The sequence below is a fragment of the Enterococcus mundtii genome (assembly GCF_002947535.1).
In the GTDB taxonomy this organism is placed as follows: Bacteria; Bacillota; Bacilli; order Lactobacillales; family Enterococcaceae; genus Enterococcus_B; species Enterococcus_B mundtii_B.
This window is the reverse complement of sequence record NZ_PUAP01000057.1, coordinates 1-16298: the sequence shown is the minus strand read 5'-3', so window position 1 is coordinate 16298 and position 16298 is coordinate 1. Positions and strand designations below refer to the sequence as shown.

At 40.0% G+C, this 16298-nt stretch carries 16 protein-coding genes; 5 read left to right on the top strand and 11 right to left on the bottom strand.

Features of this window, described 5'->3' with window-relative positions:
• Positions 1-116 precede the first annotated feature (116 nt).
• On the top strand, positions 117-1271 hold the full coding sequence (locus CUS89_RS15460) for a hypothetical protein (RefSeq protein ID WP_104872757.1): 1155 nt from the start codon (positions 117-119) through the stop codon (positions 1269-1271).
• 125 nt (positions 1272-1396) lie between these two features.
• Here CUS89_RS15460 and dhaL read toward each other — a convergent pair whose 3' ends face one another.
• From dhaL to dhaM, 3 genes are read right to left on the bottom strand one after another with little or no spacing between them, the layout of a single operon-like run.
• Entirely contained in the window at positions 1397-2002 is a 606-nt protein-coding gene (gene dhaL / locus CUS89_RS15455; RefSeq protein ID WP_104872756.1) for a dihydroxyacetone kinase subunit DhaL, read from the bottom strand.
• A 14-nt stretch (positions 2003-2016) separates the two neighbouring features.
• On the bottom strand, positions 2017-3000 hold the full coding sequence (dhaK, locus tag CUS89_RS15450) for a dihydroxyacetone kinase subunit DhaK (RefSeq protein WP_104872755.1): 984 nt from the start codon (positions 2998-3000) through the stop codon (positions 2017-2019).
• A 1-nt stretch (position 3001) separates the two neighbouring features.
• Positions 3002-3400: a dihydroxyacetone kinase phosphoryl donor subunit DhaM gene (gene dhaM / locus CUS89_RS15445; protein WP_104872754.1), complete on the bottom strand. Its 399-nt coding sequence runs from the start codon at positions 3398-3400 to the stop codon at positions 3002-3004.
• Between the two features lie 194 nt (positions 3401-3594).
• Here dhaM and CUS89_RS15440 point away from each other — a divergent pair, with 194 nt between their 5' ends.
• Complete coding sequence (locus CUS89_RS15440) at positions 3595-3915, top strand: heavy metal-binding domain-containing protein (protein WP_019722737.1); 321 nt, start codon at positions 3595-3597, stop codon at positions 3913-3915.
• 77 nt (positions 3916-3992) lie between these two features.
• On the opposite strand, the gene nagE is transcribed toward CUS89_RS15440, so the two are convergent.
• The 4 genes from nagE to CUS89_RS15420 form a co-directional block, all read right to left on the bottom strand.
• The gene (gene nagE / locus CUS89_RS15435; protein ID WP_104872753.1) at positions 3993-5987 is read right to left on the bottom strand and encodes an N-acetylglucosamine-specific PTS transporter subunit IIBC; all 1995 of its coding nucleotides are present in this window, start codon (positions 5985-5987) and stop codon (positions 3993-3995) included.
• A gap of 269 nt (positions 5988-6256) precedes the next feature.
• Entirely contained in the window at positions 6257-7039 is a 783-nt protein-coding gene (locus CUS89_RS15430) for a hypothetical protein (RefSeq protein WP_104872752.1), read from the bottom strand.
• Positions 7040-7298: 259 nt separating this feature from the next.
• Positions 7299-8954 (bottom strand): FAD-dependent oxidoreductase, encoded by a 1656-nt coding sequence (locus tag CUS89_RS15425; RefSeq protein ID WP_104872751.1) that lies wholly within the window; start codon positions 8952-8954, stop codon positions 7299-7301.
• Positions 8955-8956: 2 nt separating this feature from the next.
• A complete protein-coding gene (locus CUS89_RS15420) occupies positions 8957-9268 on the bottom strand; it encodes a rhodanese-like domain-containing protein (RefSeq protein ID WP_104872750.1) in 312 nt (103 codons plus the stop codon).
• Between the two features lie 165 nt (positions 9269-9433).
• Here CUS89_RS15420 and CUS89_RS15415 point away from each other — a divergent pair, with 165 nt between their 5' ends.
• The gene (locus CUS89_RS15415; protein ID WP_104872749.1) at positions 9434-9694 is read left to right on the top strand and encodes a metal-sensitive transcriptional regulator; all 261 of its coding nucleotides are present in this window, start codon (positions 9434-9436) and stop codon (positions 9692-9694) included.
• A 106-nt stretch (positions 9695-9800) separates the two neighbouring features.
• Here CUS89_RS15415 and CUS89_RS15410 read toward each other — a convergent pair whose 3' ends face one another.
• On the bottom strand, positions 9801-10616 hold the full coding sequence (locus CUS89_RS15410; protein ID WP_104872748.1) for a Cof-type HAD-IIB family hydrolase: 816 nt from the start codon (positions 10614-10616) through the stop codon (positions 9801-9803).
• A 74-nt stretch (positions 10617-10690) separates the two neighbouring features.
• Here CUS89_RS15410 and CUS89_RS15405 point away from each other — a divergent pair, with 74 nt between their 5' ends.
• Positions 10691-11638 carry a LacI family DNA-binding transcriptional regulator gene (locus CUS89_RS15405; RefSeq protein ID WP_104872767.1) on the top strand — a complete coding sequence of 316 codons (948 nt, stop codon included), beginning with the start codon at positions 10691-10693 and terminating at the stop codon, positions 11636-11638.
• 386 nt (positions 11639-12024) lie between these two features.
• Here CUS89_RS15405 and CUS89_RS15400 read toward each other — a convergent pair whose 3' ends face one another.
• The 3 genes from CUS89_RS15400 to CUS89_RS15390 all read right to left on the bottom strand — a co-directional run bounded on the left by CUS89_RS15400 (position 12025) and on the right by CUS89_RS15390 (position 15370).
• On the bottom strand, positions 12025-12396 hold the full coding sequence (locus CUS89_RS15400) for a DUF7006 family protein (RefSeq protein WP_104872747.1): 372 nt from the start codon (positions 12394-12396) through the stop codon (positions 12025-12027).
• Positions 12397-12778: 382 nt separating this feature from the next.
• Entirely contained in the window at positions 12779-13330 is a 552-nt protein-coding gene (locus CUS89_RS15395) for a CDP-alcohol phosphatidyltransferase family protein (RefSeq protein WP_104872746.1), read from the bottom strand.
• Between the two features lie 120 nt (positions 13331-13450).
• The gene (locus CUS89_RS15390; protein ID WP_104872745.1) at positions 13451-15370 is read right to left on the bottom strand and encodes an endonuclease MutS2; all 1920 of its coding nucleotides are present in this window, start codon (positions 15368-15370) and stop codon (positions 13451-13453) included.
• A 418-nt stretch (positions 15371-15788) separates the two neighbouring features.
• On the opposite strand from CUS89_RS15390, the gene CUS89_RS15385 reads away from it, so the two are divergent.
• Positions 15789-16166 carry a DUF1093 domain-containing protein gene (locus CUS89_RS15385; RefSeq protein WP_104872744.1) on the top strand — a complete coding sequence of 126 codons (378 nt, stop codon included), beginning with the start codon at positions 15789-15791 and terminating at the stop codon, positions 16164-16166.
• Positions 16167-16298: the final 132 nt, after the last annotated feature.

Genomic DNA, 16298 nt, shown 5'->3' with positions numbered 1-16298 from the left:
TTCTTAATACACGCGCCATTTTTTCTTAAATTACATAATTGTCGTTACGTTAATAACTCAAACAGCTGTTATATTGTTATAGGTATTAAAATTATTTTTAGAAAGAAGGAATAAAAATGAAGTCAATGTTTTTGAAGATTGCTTTATCTGCTAGTGCGATTTTATGTGCAGTATCATGCTTGAATGTCTCTCAACCTGTCGGCGCTGAGGAAATACATCCAACAGCTGGCGAAACTGATTTCATTGGTGCTTTTGCCATTAGTGGGACAGATGTTGTATTGGAAGTTGGCGAAACGTCTAACGAGAATATTTTAACAGCCTCTCATGCCCGCATCACAAATTCAATCGGCGTAGGAGTCTCTCCGGTCATCAAGTCATCCAATGTACAAGACACTCCAGGCATCTATCAAGCAACGATCGGCACGACCATCCTGTCTTCAGTAGAAAAAGAGATCACAGTCACTGTCGTCGATCAACTGGAAGACTGTCCAACTTATGGCATCTATCAGTTAACCGCTGACGATGCAACGGTTCAGGTGGGCCAAGCAGATGAAGCAGCTATCCTTCAAGCAACAAATGCGCAAGCGCTGACTTCTGGCGGCTCTCCAGTAGATGTTGTGATCAAGAAATCAAATGTAGTGAATGATACCCCTGGTACGTATCAAATCGTTTTAGGGATCAAAGAAGAACCAAAGGTCCGTAAGACAATCCAAGTCACAGTTACTAATGACGCAGGGAACGAGCAAGAAAGTCTTTACTTTGTTGACGCATCTGATGCTACTGTCTCGATCGACCAATTGGACGAACAGACCTTGATCATCATGACTAATGCCAAGGTAACTGATATTTTAGGAAACCCTTTGCCTGTAGAAATCAAACACTCCTCGATCAAGTTTGAGCCAGGAAATTACACTGTTACTTTCGGTCTCAAAGGAGAATCAAGTTTATTTACTAAAACTGTCAATCTCACAGTCACTTCGGATAACTACGTTCCTTCCAGATTCTTTTTACAAGCATTTGATGCAACTGTCCAGTTAGGTCAAACTGATGACCTCTCGCTGATCCAAGCAACCGGTGCAAATGCAGTGACCCTTCTTGGTCAAAAGGCAGATGTATATGTGAAACATTCAACGATTGAAGCAAACAAAACGGGCAACTTTGCCGTGACATTCGCCGTAACAGAAGATCCAAGAATCGAAAAAACAGTCACAGTCTCAGTTGTTGATGAAATCAATCGTCCAGAATTGGGCGGGGGTATTGGGAATATCTAGCAAGTAACCACTTATCTTTCCTTAATTGGGATAAACGACAGAACAAAAAAAGGCGTCATCCACATAAGTTAACACTGTGGATGACGCTTTATTTGTCGAGGCTAGATCCTTCTATCCAAACTTTTTTATATTTCGTCGATTATTTCTAATAACGTAGTAAACAAGATGGCACTAGATGCTGCACCAGGGTCAATATGTCCGACTGAACGTTCACCTAAATAAGAAGCACGTCCTTTTTTCGCGACTAATCCTGCTGTGTGTTCTTTTGCCTGCTCAATTACTTCTTTCGTAAGATTCCCTGCCGTTAGTGCTTCAGCTACAGGGAACCAAACATCTAACATGGTTTTATCTTCTTGTTCCGCTTTTCCTCTTGCTTGGATGCCGTTCGCTCCTTCACGGATGATCTCACCTAATTGTTCTTGTGAATCGATCTGCTCTACTCCTTTTGTCGCTTTCATCAAGTTCATAAACGCAGAACCGTAAAGAGGACCCGAAGCGCCACCTACTTTGGAAATCATCGCCATAGAGAACATCTTGAAGGTATCACTGATAGTGTCAGGTGTCCCCTGTTGAAAAGATGCTTCATAGGCTGTCACGCCTCTTCCCATATTATTCCCATGATCCCCATCGCCAATGGGGGTATCTAAATCACTTAGGTACGCTTTTTTCTCTTTGATCTCTTCAGCAAAGCGATTAAGCCATGCTTGGATCTCTTTTACCGTCAACATCATTTTTTCATCATCCTTTACCATGCAATCGTTTCTACGTGACTTGTTAAAGCTTCTTTCCAAGTGGTTTCTGTTAAGTCAACCATTGTTAATGATAGTCCTTGCATATCCAACGAAGTCATCAAATCACCGACTTTATGGAAAGTAACATCCACCTGTTCTTCACTCAACAACGTCAACACATCATTCATGAATACAAATTGTTCCATCAACGGTGTGCCACCCATCCCATTCACTAAGACACCGACTTCTTTTGGTTTTTCAGTGTACTCACTCAAAATTTTCGTGACTAACTCTTTCGCTAACAATTTAGAGGGTTGCATTTTTTCTCGACGATAACCTGGTTCGCCATGAATCCCTACACCGTATTCGATTTCGTCTTCATTTAGGTCAAAGCCCGGCTTCCCTACTTCTGGGACAGTCGCAGCCCGTAATGCGACACCAATTGTTTTGGTCGCAGCAACCACTCGCTCTCCTAGTTCCTTCAGTTGAGTCAAGCTCGCGCCATTTTTGGCAGCATCTCCTAAAATCTTATGAACAAGAATAGTCCCCGCTACGCCACGTTTTCCTGCTGTATACGTACTATTTTCAACCGCAATATCATCATCGACCACTACTTCTTCGACATCAATTTCATCCATAGCAGCTAACTCTTTTGCCATTTCAAAATTCAATATATCTCCAGTATAGTTTTTGATGATCAATAACACACCTTGTCCTTGATCTGCTTCTTTGATCGCTGTTTGGATTTGATCAGGTGTTGGTGAGGTAAAAACATCCCCCAAAACAGCCGCACTTAACATACCGTCTCCGACAAACCCTGCGTGAGCTGGTTCATGGCCACTCCCACCTCCAGAAACCAACCCAACTTGTTTATTCAACTGATTTTTCGCAATTACGCGGGAATCTGCTACACGATGCACTAGCTCTGGGTAGCTCTTAACGATTCCTTCTAGCATTTCTTCTACGATATTCCCTGGTTCATTCATGATTTTTTTCAATTTACATCCACCCTTTCTTCCCTGCTTGTTGCGCTTCTTCTATGATTTGTTCGATACTGTCGGTTGTTCCTGCTGTAATAGCTGCCGCAAAGGCGCCTTCTACTAAAGGGGCATCCACCAAGTAGTAGTTTTTTTGTTGGGCTTCATCTAACAAATCTTTTGCCAACTCTGAATTCATCACTGCACTACCAAGATCAGCAAAAACAAAATATGCAGATGAATCAGCTGATTGATTGACGGCATCAACGATCTTCATCGGATCAGAACCGAGTTCTCCCTCTTCGATTCCGCCAAGTGATAATACTTCTACCTCATCCGTCTGTTGCATTTGTTCAATCATTTCTTTGATACCATCCGTGACCTTCTTACTATGGGAAAGCAATAAGATACTTTTCTTCAACGAATTCCCCTCCTTCAGTTTAGTTCCCTATTTTGTAAGGGTTTTCCTTGTACTGTATTAAGTATATATCAACTCCTATGAGTAATGGAAATAATGCGATATACCGAACGATAGTTTTTTTATTCACGTAAAGATAAAAATAGGACTAAAAAGAAAAATTTGCTATACTTTCCTTAAAGAAAGGAGTGATCAAAATGATCATTACAACAACAAATAGCGTAGAACATCAAGTCATTGAGTCTTATGAGGGAATTGTTTTTGGTGAAGTCATCACAGGGATCAACGTCCTAAAAGATTTGGGTGCAGGGATTCGTAACGTTTTTGGCGGACGCTCAAAAAGTTACGAAGGGGAATTATTAACAGCAAGAGAAGAAGCACTAGCTGAAATGGCACAACGCGCAGAAGCACTTGGCGCAAATGCGATCATCGGGATGAAGATGGATTATGAAGTCTTAGGTTCAGATAATGGGATGTTAATGGTCACTTGTAGCGGGACGGCTGTTCGATTGATTTAACAAAAACGAAACAAATAAACGAGTGAAGACCCGCCAAATTTCTAGGGTCTCCACTCGTTTTTTCACTCACACATGCTTCACAATGACTGGACTTGTCCAATCACCTCATTTGCCTCAACCATCGCTCTTTTTTCTATGGTAAGACTTTCAACTTTCTCACTATTTGTAAACACAACGATCATATCTGTTTGTTTGCCTGCTTTTTCCAACATCGCTAAGTCAACAACTGCCAATAATTGTCCTCTTTCGACTCGTTGTGCTTGTTTGACATAAAGGGTGAAGGGTTCTCCTTGTAAATCAACGGTGTTGATTCCCATATGCACCAACACTTCAAGCCCATTGTCTGTTTCGATCCCCAGTGCATGTTTCGTTGGAAATATACTAGTGATCGTTCCACTGATCGGTGCAAATATTTCTTTTGCTTCCGGCAAGACTGCATAGCCATCACCCATCATTTTTTCTGCAAAAACAGGATCGCCGACTTCAGTGATCGGAATGATTTTACCGAGCGCCGGTGCATAGAGTTCAAATGTTTCCTTACTTGTCTTTGAAGCAGAAACCGGCACATCTTGGTAAGGAATTGCTTGAGAGGTCTCTTGCTCTACCTTACTACCTTGTTGGAGTTTCGCCATTTCGTCTGCTACAAATTGGACCTGTGTACCTACAATGACTTGGATATTTGTTTGATCAATTACTTTTACCCCTGGGACGCCAGTTTGTTTAATCGCTTCTTGATTTACTTTTGCTGTGTCCTTTACTTGTAGACGCAAACGTGTCGTACAATTATCGATTGCTTTTACATTTTCTTTTCCACCCAGTGCGTCATAGATCACCGCAGCTAGTTGGCTAAATTCATTAGTTCCCGTAGCAATATCAGGTGTCTCTTCGCCAATTTCTGTTTCTCTTCCTGGTGTCATCAAATTGAACTTGTTGATGGCAAAGCGAAAGCCAAAATAATAGATAGCTGCAAAAAATACTCCTTGAACGAGCAACATCAATGGTCGATTGGCGACTGGATTCTGTAAGGACAAAAAGTAATCCACAAAACCAGCGCTAAAAGCAAAACCAGCTGTCCAATGGAAAAAGGCACTGATTGCTAATGAAATTCCTGTAAAAATGGCATGGATAACATACAACGGCCACGCTACAAACATAAATGAAAATTCTAATGGTTCAGTCACACCTGTAAAGAACGCAGCAAAACCAGCTGCTAGCATCAAGGAAGCGACTTGTTTTTTCTTTTCTGGACGTGCACTTTGATAAATAGCAAAAGCACCAGCCGGTAAACCAAACATCATCACTGGGAAAAACCCAGCTTGATACATACCCGTTTGTCCAATTATTGCTTTTCCACTATCTAATGCTTGTTGTCCAGCTAAAAAGTTCCCAATATCATTGATGCCTGCCACATCGAACCAAAAAACAGAATTCAATGCATGATGTAAGCCTGTTGGAATCAATAAACGATTGAAGAAACCGTATAGTCCTGCACCAACAAACCCTAATTGAGAAATCCCCTTTCCAAAAGAAACAAGTACATCATAAACAGTTGGCCAAATAAATAATAATATCGCAGAAATGACTAACATACCTAAGGCAGACATGATCGGAACTAAGCGTTTCCCACTAAAAAATGATAAGGCCATAGGTAATTTCACTTGGCTAAACCGATTATACATCGCAGCAGCGACTAATCCAGCCACGATTCCCACAAATACATTGTTATCCATTGTATTGAAAGCCGGATTGACTTCAGTGATATCTCCCAACTGCAATAATCCTTGTACTGAATCAGCAGATAAAACGGTTTGTGGGATCAAGTAAGCGACCAACCCTGCCAAAGCAGCTGATCCGTCTTTGTCTTTTGACATCCCTAAAGCTAAACCCACCGCAAATAATAAGGCAAGGTGGTTAAGAATCGCTAGCCCCGCATTCATCAAGAAGGTCGTCCCCGCATTGCTGATTCCTACTCCTACGAGCCAATTCGCAAGACCAACCAGTAAAGAAGCCGCTGGTAAAACTGCTACTGGCAACATCAATGAGCGACCCATTCGTTGCATATATGCTTTCATTCTTTCCACTCCTATTTTCTCTCCGCTCAAGAAAGAGCGTCATCGTTATTTTTTGTAAATTTTCTAGAAAATATCTAAAAACAATAAAACGAGTATACCATTTACAAGAAAAAATAGGAAGCATTGATTGAACATATCTAAAAAACCAATTAAGACAACGGAAATGAACGGGAAAATCAATGATATGACTATTTTTTTAAAAAAATAAATATAGACCAATAAACAAACCATTATATTAAAACATCAAAAAAGAGTTTGAGATTTCCCTCTCAAACTCTTTTTTGATACACAGCACCGACAAAAGCAACCAGCAAACACAAGCTACCGATCACTGACAAATAAATTGACCGGCGTTCGTCCGTTTTAGGTAATGTCTTCGTGGGTTGTTTTTCCACTTCTGTTGTTTCTGTTTCAGTAACTGTCTTCGCTTCTACCGGCTGTTTCCCAGCAGAACGCAAGGTCGCCTTGATTCGTTGGATACTAGCAGACAAATCTGCTTTTCTAGCTTCGAAATCGGCTATTGCCGCTTGAGCTTCTGTTGCTTTTTCATGGATCTCCGAACGAGCTGCTTGAATATTCGCCTGCGTTTGATCCACTGACGCAACAGTAGACGTTGCTAAATCTTGCAATTCCGTTTGCACTTCGGTTGCACGTTGGGTTGCAGATGCTATTTTTTGTTTCACTGCTTCGGCTTTTTCTCGCTCTTCAGCTATTTTCTGAGCTAAATCATCGCGATCACTCGCTGCTTGATTCGCTAAATCGTTCACTGCTTGATCGATTTCTCCTTGCTTTTCGATCAGTTGTTGTTTCGTTTGTTCTAACGTTTGTTCAACTTCTTTACGTTGCTGCTCCAACTTCTCCCAACGACTCGGATCTGATGGATCGTTTTCGTTAAAAGGATCATTTGACGACGCAACTGGCTCCTGACTCTCCTCGATCTGTGGCTCATTTGTTTCTGATGTTGGCTGACTTGAATCTGCCCGGACTGTCTGACAAAGAAAGAAACTGCTGGCGATCAGTACAGCAAAAAGCACTTTTTTCATTTTGTGCATCTCTGCCATCCCCTTTCATTTTCACTAATTGTTCATTATAGAAAAAAACAAAGGAATCGCCTATAAACAATTGACGCATTCTGTCTAGTTGTATCGCTGAAAGGTCGGGGCTTTATCATGCGTCATCTTTCGCTTTTTACGAATAAACAGTGACAAAAACTAATCTCAAAACAAAGCAACAAGTCCCAAAAATAGAGGAGACAATTTTCCTATTTAACCGTCTTTCCTTTAAAATCCCAACCGATTACATCAACAGTTCCTACCCTTGAGGATAGCATAATTCATCTGGTCTGACGGCTTGGTACAGAGAAAAAGCACCATCTAAATTTTTCACAGTGAATCCCGCTTGTTTCAAGATTCTTTCTGCTAAATAGCTACGTAGACCACTATGACAACTTACAATGTATTCTTGGTCTTTATCCAATTCGTCCAATCGTTGGCGTAATTCAGATAAAGGAATATGGTTGGCATTTGGGAAATAGCCTTTTTGCCATTCTTCTTTATTCCGAACGTCAAGCAACTGTTTTCCTTGTGCTAGTTCTTTTGGCAATTCATGCCATTGCACCATCTCACTCAATCCTTCGATGACATTCATCGCTATATAACCTAGCATATTTACTGGATCTTTGGCTGAACCAAAAGGTGGTGCATAAGTCAGTTCTAACTCTGGAAGGTCGAAGACTGTCAAATGCCCTTTAATGGCTGTCGCAAGAATATCGATTCGTTTATCTATCCCTTTTTGACCGATTCCTTGAGCTCCATAGATTTCCCCAGTTTCCGGATGGAAAATCAATTTCAACAATAATTCCGTTGCACCAGGGTAATAGCCAGCATGATCTTTACCCGAAGCATGGAGGACTTGAAAAGATAAACCTGCTTTTTTTGCTTGTCGTTCAGTGATACCTGTGGAGGCAGCTGTCTGACCGAATGCTCGAACAATCGCCGTTCCAAGGCTACCTTGATTCAGGCGTGGCCGCCCAGCCATGTTATCAGCAGCTTGTCGTCCTTGTCGATTCGCAGGCGAAGCTAAAGAGATCAACGCAGGTTCCTTCGTGACTTGATGTTTCACGATGATCGCATCTCCTACTGCAAAGATTGCCGGGTCACTCGTTTGATAATGTTCATCGACAACGATGCCACCACGTAACCCTAACGTTAAGCCAGCCATCTCAGCCAAGCGACTATCTGGTTGGACTCCGACCGAAAGAATCGTCAAATCTGACTCTAACATTTCGCCATTTTCTAGACGAAGCACGTTTCCTTGTTCTTCAAAACTAGTCACGGCACAATTTGTTAAAACTCGAACATCATTACTTTCTAATTCTTTTTGTACAAAAGAAGCCATCTCTTCATCCAACGTCGGTACAACTTGAGGAGTCCGTTCGACAATCGTTACATCCAGTCCACGTTTTTTTAGATTCTCTGCTACTTCAATACCAATAAAGCCTGCACCGATAACCACTGCTTTACGAGGTTGTTCCTCTAATTTTTCCATGATGGCATCAACATCTGGAACGTTTCGCACGGTAAATACATTTTTGGTTTCAGACAAGCCTGTGATCTCAGGTATAAAAGGTTTAGCTCCTGGAGAAAGCAAAAGGGCGTCATACGTTTCTTTGTGGGATTTCCCTCCATGAGAAACTTCCACTTCTTTTGTTTCTGGAAAAATCGCTGTTACTTCATGTTCCACTCGAACATCTAAGCGAAAACGTGCAGCTAAACTTTCAGGTGTTTGGATCAGTAACTTTTCTCTTTCATCGATTTCACCAGAAAGATAGTAAGGAAGGCCACAATTAGCAAAAGAAACATTGGGACCTTTTTCAAAAACAACGATTTCTGCATCTTCTTGCAGTCGTCTTAAACGAGTAGCCGCAGACATCCCTCCAGCAACACCGCCAACTATCACAAATTTCATTTTTATCTTCCTCCAGTCTTTTCTCCATGCCATTGATTCATGCCACCCCGAACATTGATGGCTTGATAACCAAGATCCTTCAATTCTTTCGTTGCTTGTTTACTACGGATCCCTGACTGACAAATCACATACACAGGTACTTGTTTATCCCCATTATAGCTACTAATACGATATAAAGGGACATTTTTCGCTTGTTTGATATGCCCTCCCCGGTATTCCTCTGGAGATCTAACATCAATTAATTGTATATTTTCGTTTAATTTTTCTTGTAATTCCTTTACTGTCGTTGATTGCCCTAATTGAAATAATATCATTCTCAAAAACTCCTTTTTTATCTAAAAATACCTCACGGGGTATATTCAACACCAAAAATCCATTGATGTCAACTATTTAATTTTTATAAAGAATTAAAATAAGCTAAATTTGCAATTCATACCTACATAGGGTATTATTTAAAAAAACTAAGATGGAGGTCTATGATGACTATTGACAATAAGACAATCCTAAATCGTTTGAAACGTACGGAAGGACAAATCCGTGGTATCCAAAAAATGATTGACGAGGAAAAAGAATGCATTGATATCATTACCCAATTAAGCGCCGTTCGCTCGAGTATCGACCGCGTGATGGGGATGATCGTTGCCGAAAATTTAAAAAATTGTTTGGAGCATCCAGAACATAGTGCCGATGAACAAGCCAAAAAAATGGAACAAGCAATCAATATGATCATCAAAAAATAAATCCAAACCTTAATAAATAAGCACCACAAGCCAAAATAGGAAGTTCTTTTTGACTTGTGGTGCTTATTTTTATAGTTAAACATTTATGCGAGTCACAACTACTGAGTTATTTATAGTTTCCTTCTATGATTGCTTGGATCGTATCGAGTACAGCTTCTGTATTGTTTGATCCAATGATGGTCGAAGCTGCTTCTTTTATCCTTGGTTGCCCGTTTTCCATAGCAAAACTGTGCTTGATCTGTTGGATCATTTCAAAGTCATTCCCGCTATCGCCAAACGTAGCAATCTCGTCATCGCTGATCCCCCATTTTTTGCCTAACAAGCGTAACCCATTTAGTTTGTGGACACCAGGGATGATCAAGTCGATATCTCCATGACCACTAGAGACCGGTATCAATCCCTCCCCTAAAGAGTGCTTTAAGGCAGTTAGTTTTTCTGCCGCTTCTTGCTCATTGAATGATAATGCAAACTTGAAAATCGTGTCTTTCTCCTTAGTTAACGCATATAGGTCATCTACCTTCTCAAGCTTCGGGTAGTAAAAACTTGCACGTTCAAATAACTCCTTAGAAACTTTATTAGAGAGATAGGCACTCTGTTTCCCACATAAAATCAAGTTCATTGGTGCTAGCTTTTCCAATACATCTAATGTCTGAACGATTTTGTCGTGACGCAATTCTGCATTGTACACATGCTCTTCTCCAATTAAAATATTTGCCCCATTTTCCGCTACGAATGCTATACTTTTATAAAGCTCAGGAAAGAACGAGCGCAACTGGAAATATTGATTCCCACTTGCTACAACAAACTTTATTCCCTTTTCCTGTAGTAAGTCAAAGAGTTTCTTGAAGCGTTCTTCATTGTATTTCTTTTGGTCATTCAAAAATGTACCATCCATATCTACAGCGATCATTTTGATTGTCATTCCATTACCACCTTTCAAAAGAAAGTATACCTACTGGGACGCGTCCCAAGTCAAGAGAAAAGGAGGAAAATCCCATCGTCACGATTCGAGAAATCGCAAAAATGTCAGGAGTATCCAAATCTACCGTTTCCAGAGTGATAAATAACGACCGTTACGTGTCCGATGATTTACGAAAAAAAGTCCAATCCGTTATCGAAGAGACGAACTATGTGGTGAACGGCAATGCTGTAAAATTGAGTAAAGGAGAAACCTATACTTTAGGTGTTACCTTGCCTTACAACAGTTCTTGTTATAACCAATTGGTGGACAGTATCTTATATCAGGCAAAAAGCAAAGGGTATCAAGTATTATTACTCCCTACTTACTATGAAAAGGAAACAGAGAGTCACTATTACACATTACTAGAGCAAAAGATGATCGATGGTCTTATTTTGACGTCACGAACAAAAAATGATGAACGATTCGAATCTCTTCGCTTCAAAGGAAAAATCGTCTCAACTGAAAAAATAGATAATGACGACCTTGCCATGATTTATCCAGATCGAAAAAAAGCGTATGATCAATTGTTTCTTACCTTGCATACACGTGGTATTTCTAGGATCATCTTTACTACTAAACGCAACGCCTCACAAAGCCAGACTACAAAAAATAAATTGACTGCTTATGAAACGTATTTTGGAAAAGCGGTCGAAGGACAAAACTATTTCACTGATATCGAAAACTATGCAGATGGGTATGCGTTCGCAACAGAAATAGCAGCTCACTCCTCTATTCCAGAGGTAATCTATGTCAATGGCGATGACACAGCAGCCGGTGTGATTTCGGGAATGAAACAGGCGGGATTCATTCATAAAAAAGATTTCACTGTCATAGGTGAAGGAAATCTACCATATAGCGAGATATTAGACTTTTCGACCATTGATTTCTCCCCTAAAAAAATCGGTGCCTCCGCAGTAGATTTCCTTTTATCTACGAGGGATAGCATCGTTCAGCCAGAAGATCCGATGATTATTTGGCGGTAGCAGTAGGTGATATCTTACTTGACCGAAAAAACAATAAACAATTTATACCATAAAAATAGAGTGTCTGTGACATTAGTCCTCTTGTACCACCTAAAACCGAATAAACGGCGGGAACAGAAGTAACCTCTTCGGAAATAAGGCGCCATCCACAAAAATTTGAAGAACAATTTTCGTGGATGGCGCCTTATTTCTCGAGGCTGAACACTTCTGTCCCGACCTCTCTATCTAAAATCGAATCTATTCCAGAATACATAATAGTTATCACAAGAATAGAACGAAAGAAACTTTGCAACATACAAACGGTCAATGATCAGACGTATTGGAATACTAGGTTGAATAGGTGATTCCTTTGATTGAGTAAATAAATATCAGTAAATAACGATCTGCTATTTTTCACTCAGATAAATCAATCCACGAGGAATAGGATCTTTTTTCGTTAATCCCATCCGTTCTCTATAAAATGATTCGCTATCTCTTTTGATCATTTCAACGATTTTTTCTTCATTCATTTCCAATTTCAACGATTCGATATATTCCGCCATTTCATAAAGGATCTGTAATTGAGCATCGATTGCTAAAAGTTCCCGCAATTGTGCAAATACTTGTCCCTCTTTTTGTGACGCAACTTTTAAAAAACGGTGATGAAGTTCTTTATAAAAGGAGTCTAATAGCGGATACTCATTTGAAAAACAGTTTTCCGTAAATTCTCTATAATGTTTTAAATATTCTTCACTAGATTGAATAGTAGATAAGTCCATAACTCACCTGCCTTTCTAAATTTTTTCTTTATAGTAAAACTATGTACTTACGACCATTTGTTTTGAGATCCTTTCTTGCGAACTACTTGCTTCTCGAATAGATTATAATAAAATCATATAGTCTTCTCTGTGTAATTTCAACTCCACATATTGCCTAACTCCTTGAAATATTCGCTCTTGAAACATCGCTACATCTATGCTCTGATGTAGCATCAGTTATTTTTTGACGTTAAGGTCGTTTTTTCTAACTTGAAATAGAAAAAAATCAATCTCAGCCAGTTTCGACTTCGATTGATTTTTGATAAATTCTTTCACTTGAATTGCAACTGTTCTCGTTGTTTCATTGATTGTTACAATAAAAGGCGCCCTCTCGTGATTTAGCTTAACGCTTCAATAGTTTACGATACTCCAAGGCATATAAAACAAAGGACTGAATCAGACTGTAGGTAATGATTGCAAATATCACCATGACCCATCCTTCAGGAATCGTTGGGAAAAGCAATAACAGGATCATCCCCACATAAATCACCGCTGTCGCCCATTTGCCATACCACTTTGCTCCATCTAATTTGACCTGTTTATGCAAAGCAACGATCCCAGCAATCAGCATAAATGCTTCTTTCACAATAAATAAAGCTAAAACGAGCCAGATATACGGACGTTCCCATGCCATGGAGATGATCAGCACCAGTTGTGTCAGCTTATCGCCGATTGGATCAAGAACTTTTCCAAGTTCCGTGATTTGATTGAATCTTCGGGCAATGAAGCCATCTAAAAAGTCTGTGACTCCTGAAAAGAGGATGATCGATCCAGCCAGATAGAAAGCTTGTTTGCTCATAAAATACAAATAAAAAGGCAATAAAAGAATTCTTATAATCGATAGTAGATTCGGAATCGTACGAATTTCTTTTCGCCAATCAGATGCTCCATTCATTACTTAACAACTCCCAAAATGTCATTTCATCTATTTTACCGTACTTTCCACGTGGAACCAATTAATTGTCGGTTTTTTAGCGCAATCTTTTCCAATACTTCGTACATCATTGAGAATCTGTTATTGTTCTTTTTCATAATTTTCATTTCGTGCAGCCTGACGCTGACGGGTTTCTTTCAATAATTTTTTGTGGGCTTTTTTTGAGCCTCGTTCAATGTCTCGCTCCCATTTTCTCGTTTTAAAATCTGTAAACAAATGATCGATCTCATAGCCAACAGGATACAGCTCTTCTGCTCTCATTTTCAAAACAACACGTTGTCTAAGGACGATTTCTTTTTGGTTATCAACAAAAATTACGATCGTCTCTTCGCCAGTATCTTCAAAGACTAATGCTTCTTTTTTGTATTGGGTGGCGTATACGCGATCACCCTTTGAGAATAAGACTTTCTGCGTTTTTGGCGCTTCTTGCTTTTCCTTTTTCTGTTTAAATAATCGTTTTTCGACTAAATAGTCTTTCGTGGAAAGATACTGCTGGGCTTGCTGGATCAAGTCCTCTGACATTTGCATTTTTTTAGCGATCCACAATGCTTGGCTTTCCCCTGTTTTCCCTACCTGTAATTGATACTTTGGTTGTAAAGCTTCTCGGTCAAAGGCCATCGCCGCTGGTACGAAATCTTCATGTCGTTCCGCAAACTCTTTGATTTCGCCGTAATGGGTCGTCGCCACCATCAGCGCCCCTTTTTCGTACATCGCAGACATGATGGCAATTGCTAAAGCTGCACCTTCAGTCGGTTCTGTCCCACTACCGATCTCATCAAGTAAAACTAACGTATTTCTACCAACTTTATTCAGAATCTGTGCGATATTTTGCATATGCCCCGAAAAAGTACTCAACGCATTCGCTAAATCTTGTTGATCCCCGACATCGACAAAGACTTCGTCGAATACGGCAAGTTCTGTCCCATTTTTTGCTGGTACTTGTAGACCAAACATCGCCATCAACGTCAGCAATCCGACTGTTTTCAAAACAACTGTTTTCCCACCAGCATTTGCACCTGTGATCACTAATCCCCGATATTCTGCACCTAAATCAAAATCTAAGGGAACAGCTTTTTCCGACAGCAACGGATGTCTCGCTTGTTTCAGATGGATACGCTCTGATTTATTAACGATTGGTGTAATGCCATTGATCTCTCTACTGTATTTCCCCCGCGCGAAAATGATATCTAAAACGGTGACCGTATCGATGATTTGATCGATCGCCTGTTCATTTTCAGCTAATGCGCCAGTCAAGCTAGCTAGAATTTGATATTCTTCAGCAATTTCTTCTGCTTTTAGTAACTGATGTTGTGCGCTTGCTTTAGCGACTGCTGTTGGTTCGATAAATACCGTCGTGCCTTTATTCGATTGTTCAATGATCGTTCCGGCTACTTTATTTTTATAACTCGCTTTGATCGGGATCGTTGCGTGTTCACCTTTTTGGACGATCATCGCTTCTTGGATCATTTCTTTATTCCCAGGATGTCGCAAAAACTTTAGCAAACGATCTTGGATTTCTTTTTCTATCGTTTGGATCTGTTTGCGTACTTTACGTAGATTTTTCGATGCTTCATCTGCGACTTGTTGGTTCTTGATTTGTTCGTAAACTAAGTCTTCCACCGCTTGCAGATCCGGTAGATTTTTACTGTAAGCATACAGTAAGGGTGTTTGATACTGATTTTTTTCAAAGAAGCGAGTGATCATCCGACTACTTCTTAAAAAATCGGCGTATTCAATCAATTCAGCGGGGGTTAAGATCAAGCCTTTTTTCACTTGATCAGTTAATGCCACAATTCGTGTCAGCCCCATAAAGGGCACGTGTTGACTGCTTTCTAAAATCGTACGGGCTTCTTTTGTTTCTGTTTGTCTTGTTTCTACAGTCTGAAGATTTGTCGGGATCGACATTTCTGCTAGTCGTTCTTTCGTGTGATCTCCGATTGCTCGAGCGATCACTTCTTTTCTGATTACCTCAAATTGTAATTGTTTGATTGTATGATTCATATTCTCTCCTTTTCTTGAAGAGATACCTGTCCCCAAAATAAATAAAGACCTAAAATAGAATAAAAGGGCAGGACACAGCTTAAATAAGACATGTCCTCCCCTTGATTTGATTACAAGAAATTGTTTCAGACAGGTACCATCTATAAGCACACCAAATAAGCCTACTGCTTTATTGGTTATTCAACTTACTCGATTAAATACCTACTACACTCATCAAAATACCTCGTTCATCTAGGTTTTATTTATTTTTCCTTTTTACTATAGCAAGCGTTTGCCAGATTGTCAAATGAAGACGAAATGAGCCTAGATTGCGTTCTTTTACACAATATTTCAAAATTGTCACTTTTTTCGATTTTCAAACGAAGAATCCATCAGCGATAATGTAGGTAATCAAATAAACAAAAAAAGGATGGATAAGATGAAAAAATTGATTGGAGCTATCGCTCTCTTACTGTTATTGTTTGGCGGCTACAAAGGGTATGAATATTACGATCAGACCTACAATAGCCAAGTAGCTTATGCAAAAGTACCAGAAGCAGTGCCACCATTGACTGATACACTGGATGACAGCGGTGAAAAAGTTCGGGGGTTGAAGTCGTATGACTATGACTTTACATTTGTGACTAAAGATGGCAAAACGATCCAGTTAGGTTACACGATTTCCTCAGAAAATCCAACGCCATTTGAACCAAATAGTTATGTCAAAGCAGAGGTAAGTCAAAAACGAGTGACCTCTGGTCCCACGGCGATCGATGAAAACCAAGTTCCAGAAGATGTTTTAACTAAGTTGAAATAAGTAGCTTCTACTTCTAGTAAATGAAAAAAGCCAAACGCGATCTAAGAGTAGGACATTAACCCTCACCACCCAAAAATCGAATAAACGGCGAGAATAGAAGGAACCGTTTCGGAAAATAAGGCGCCATCCACG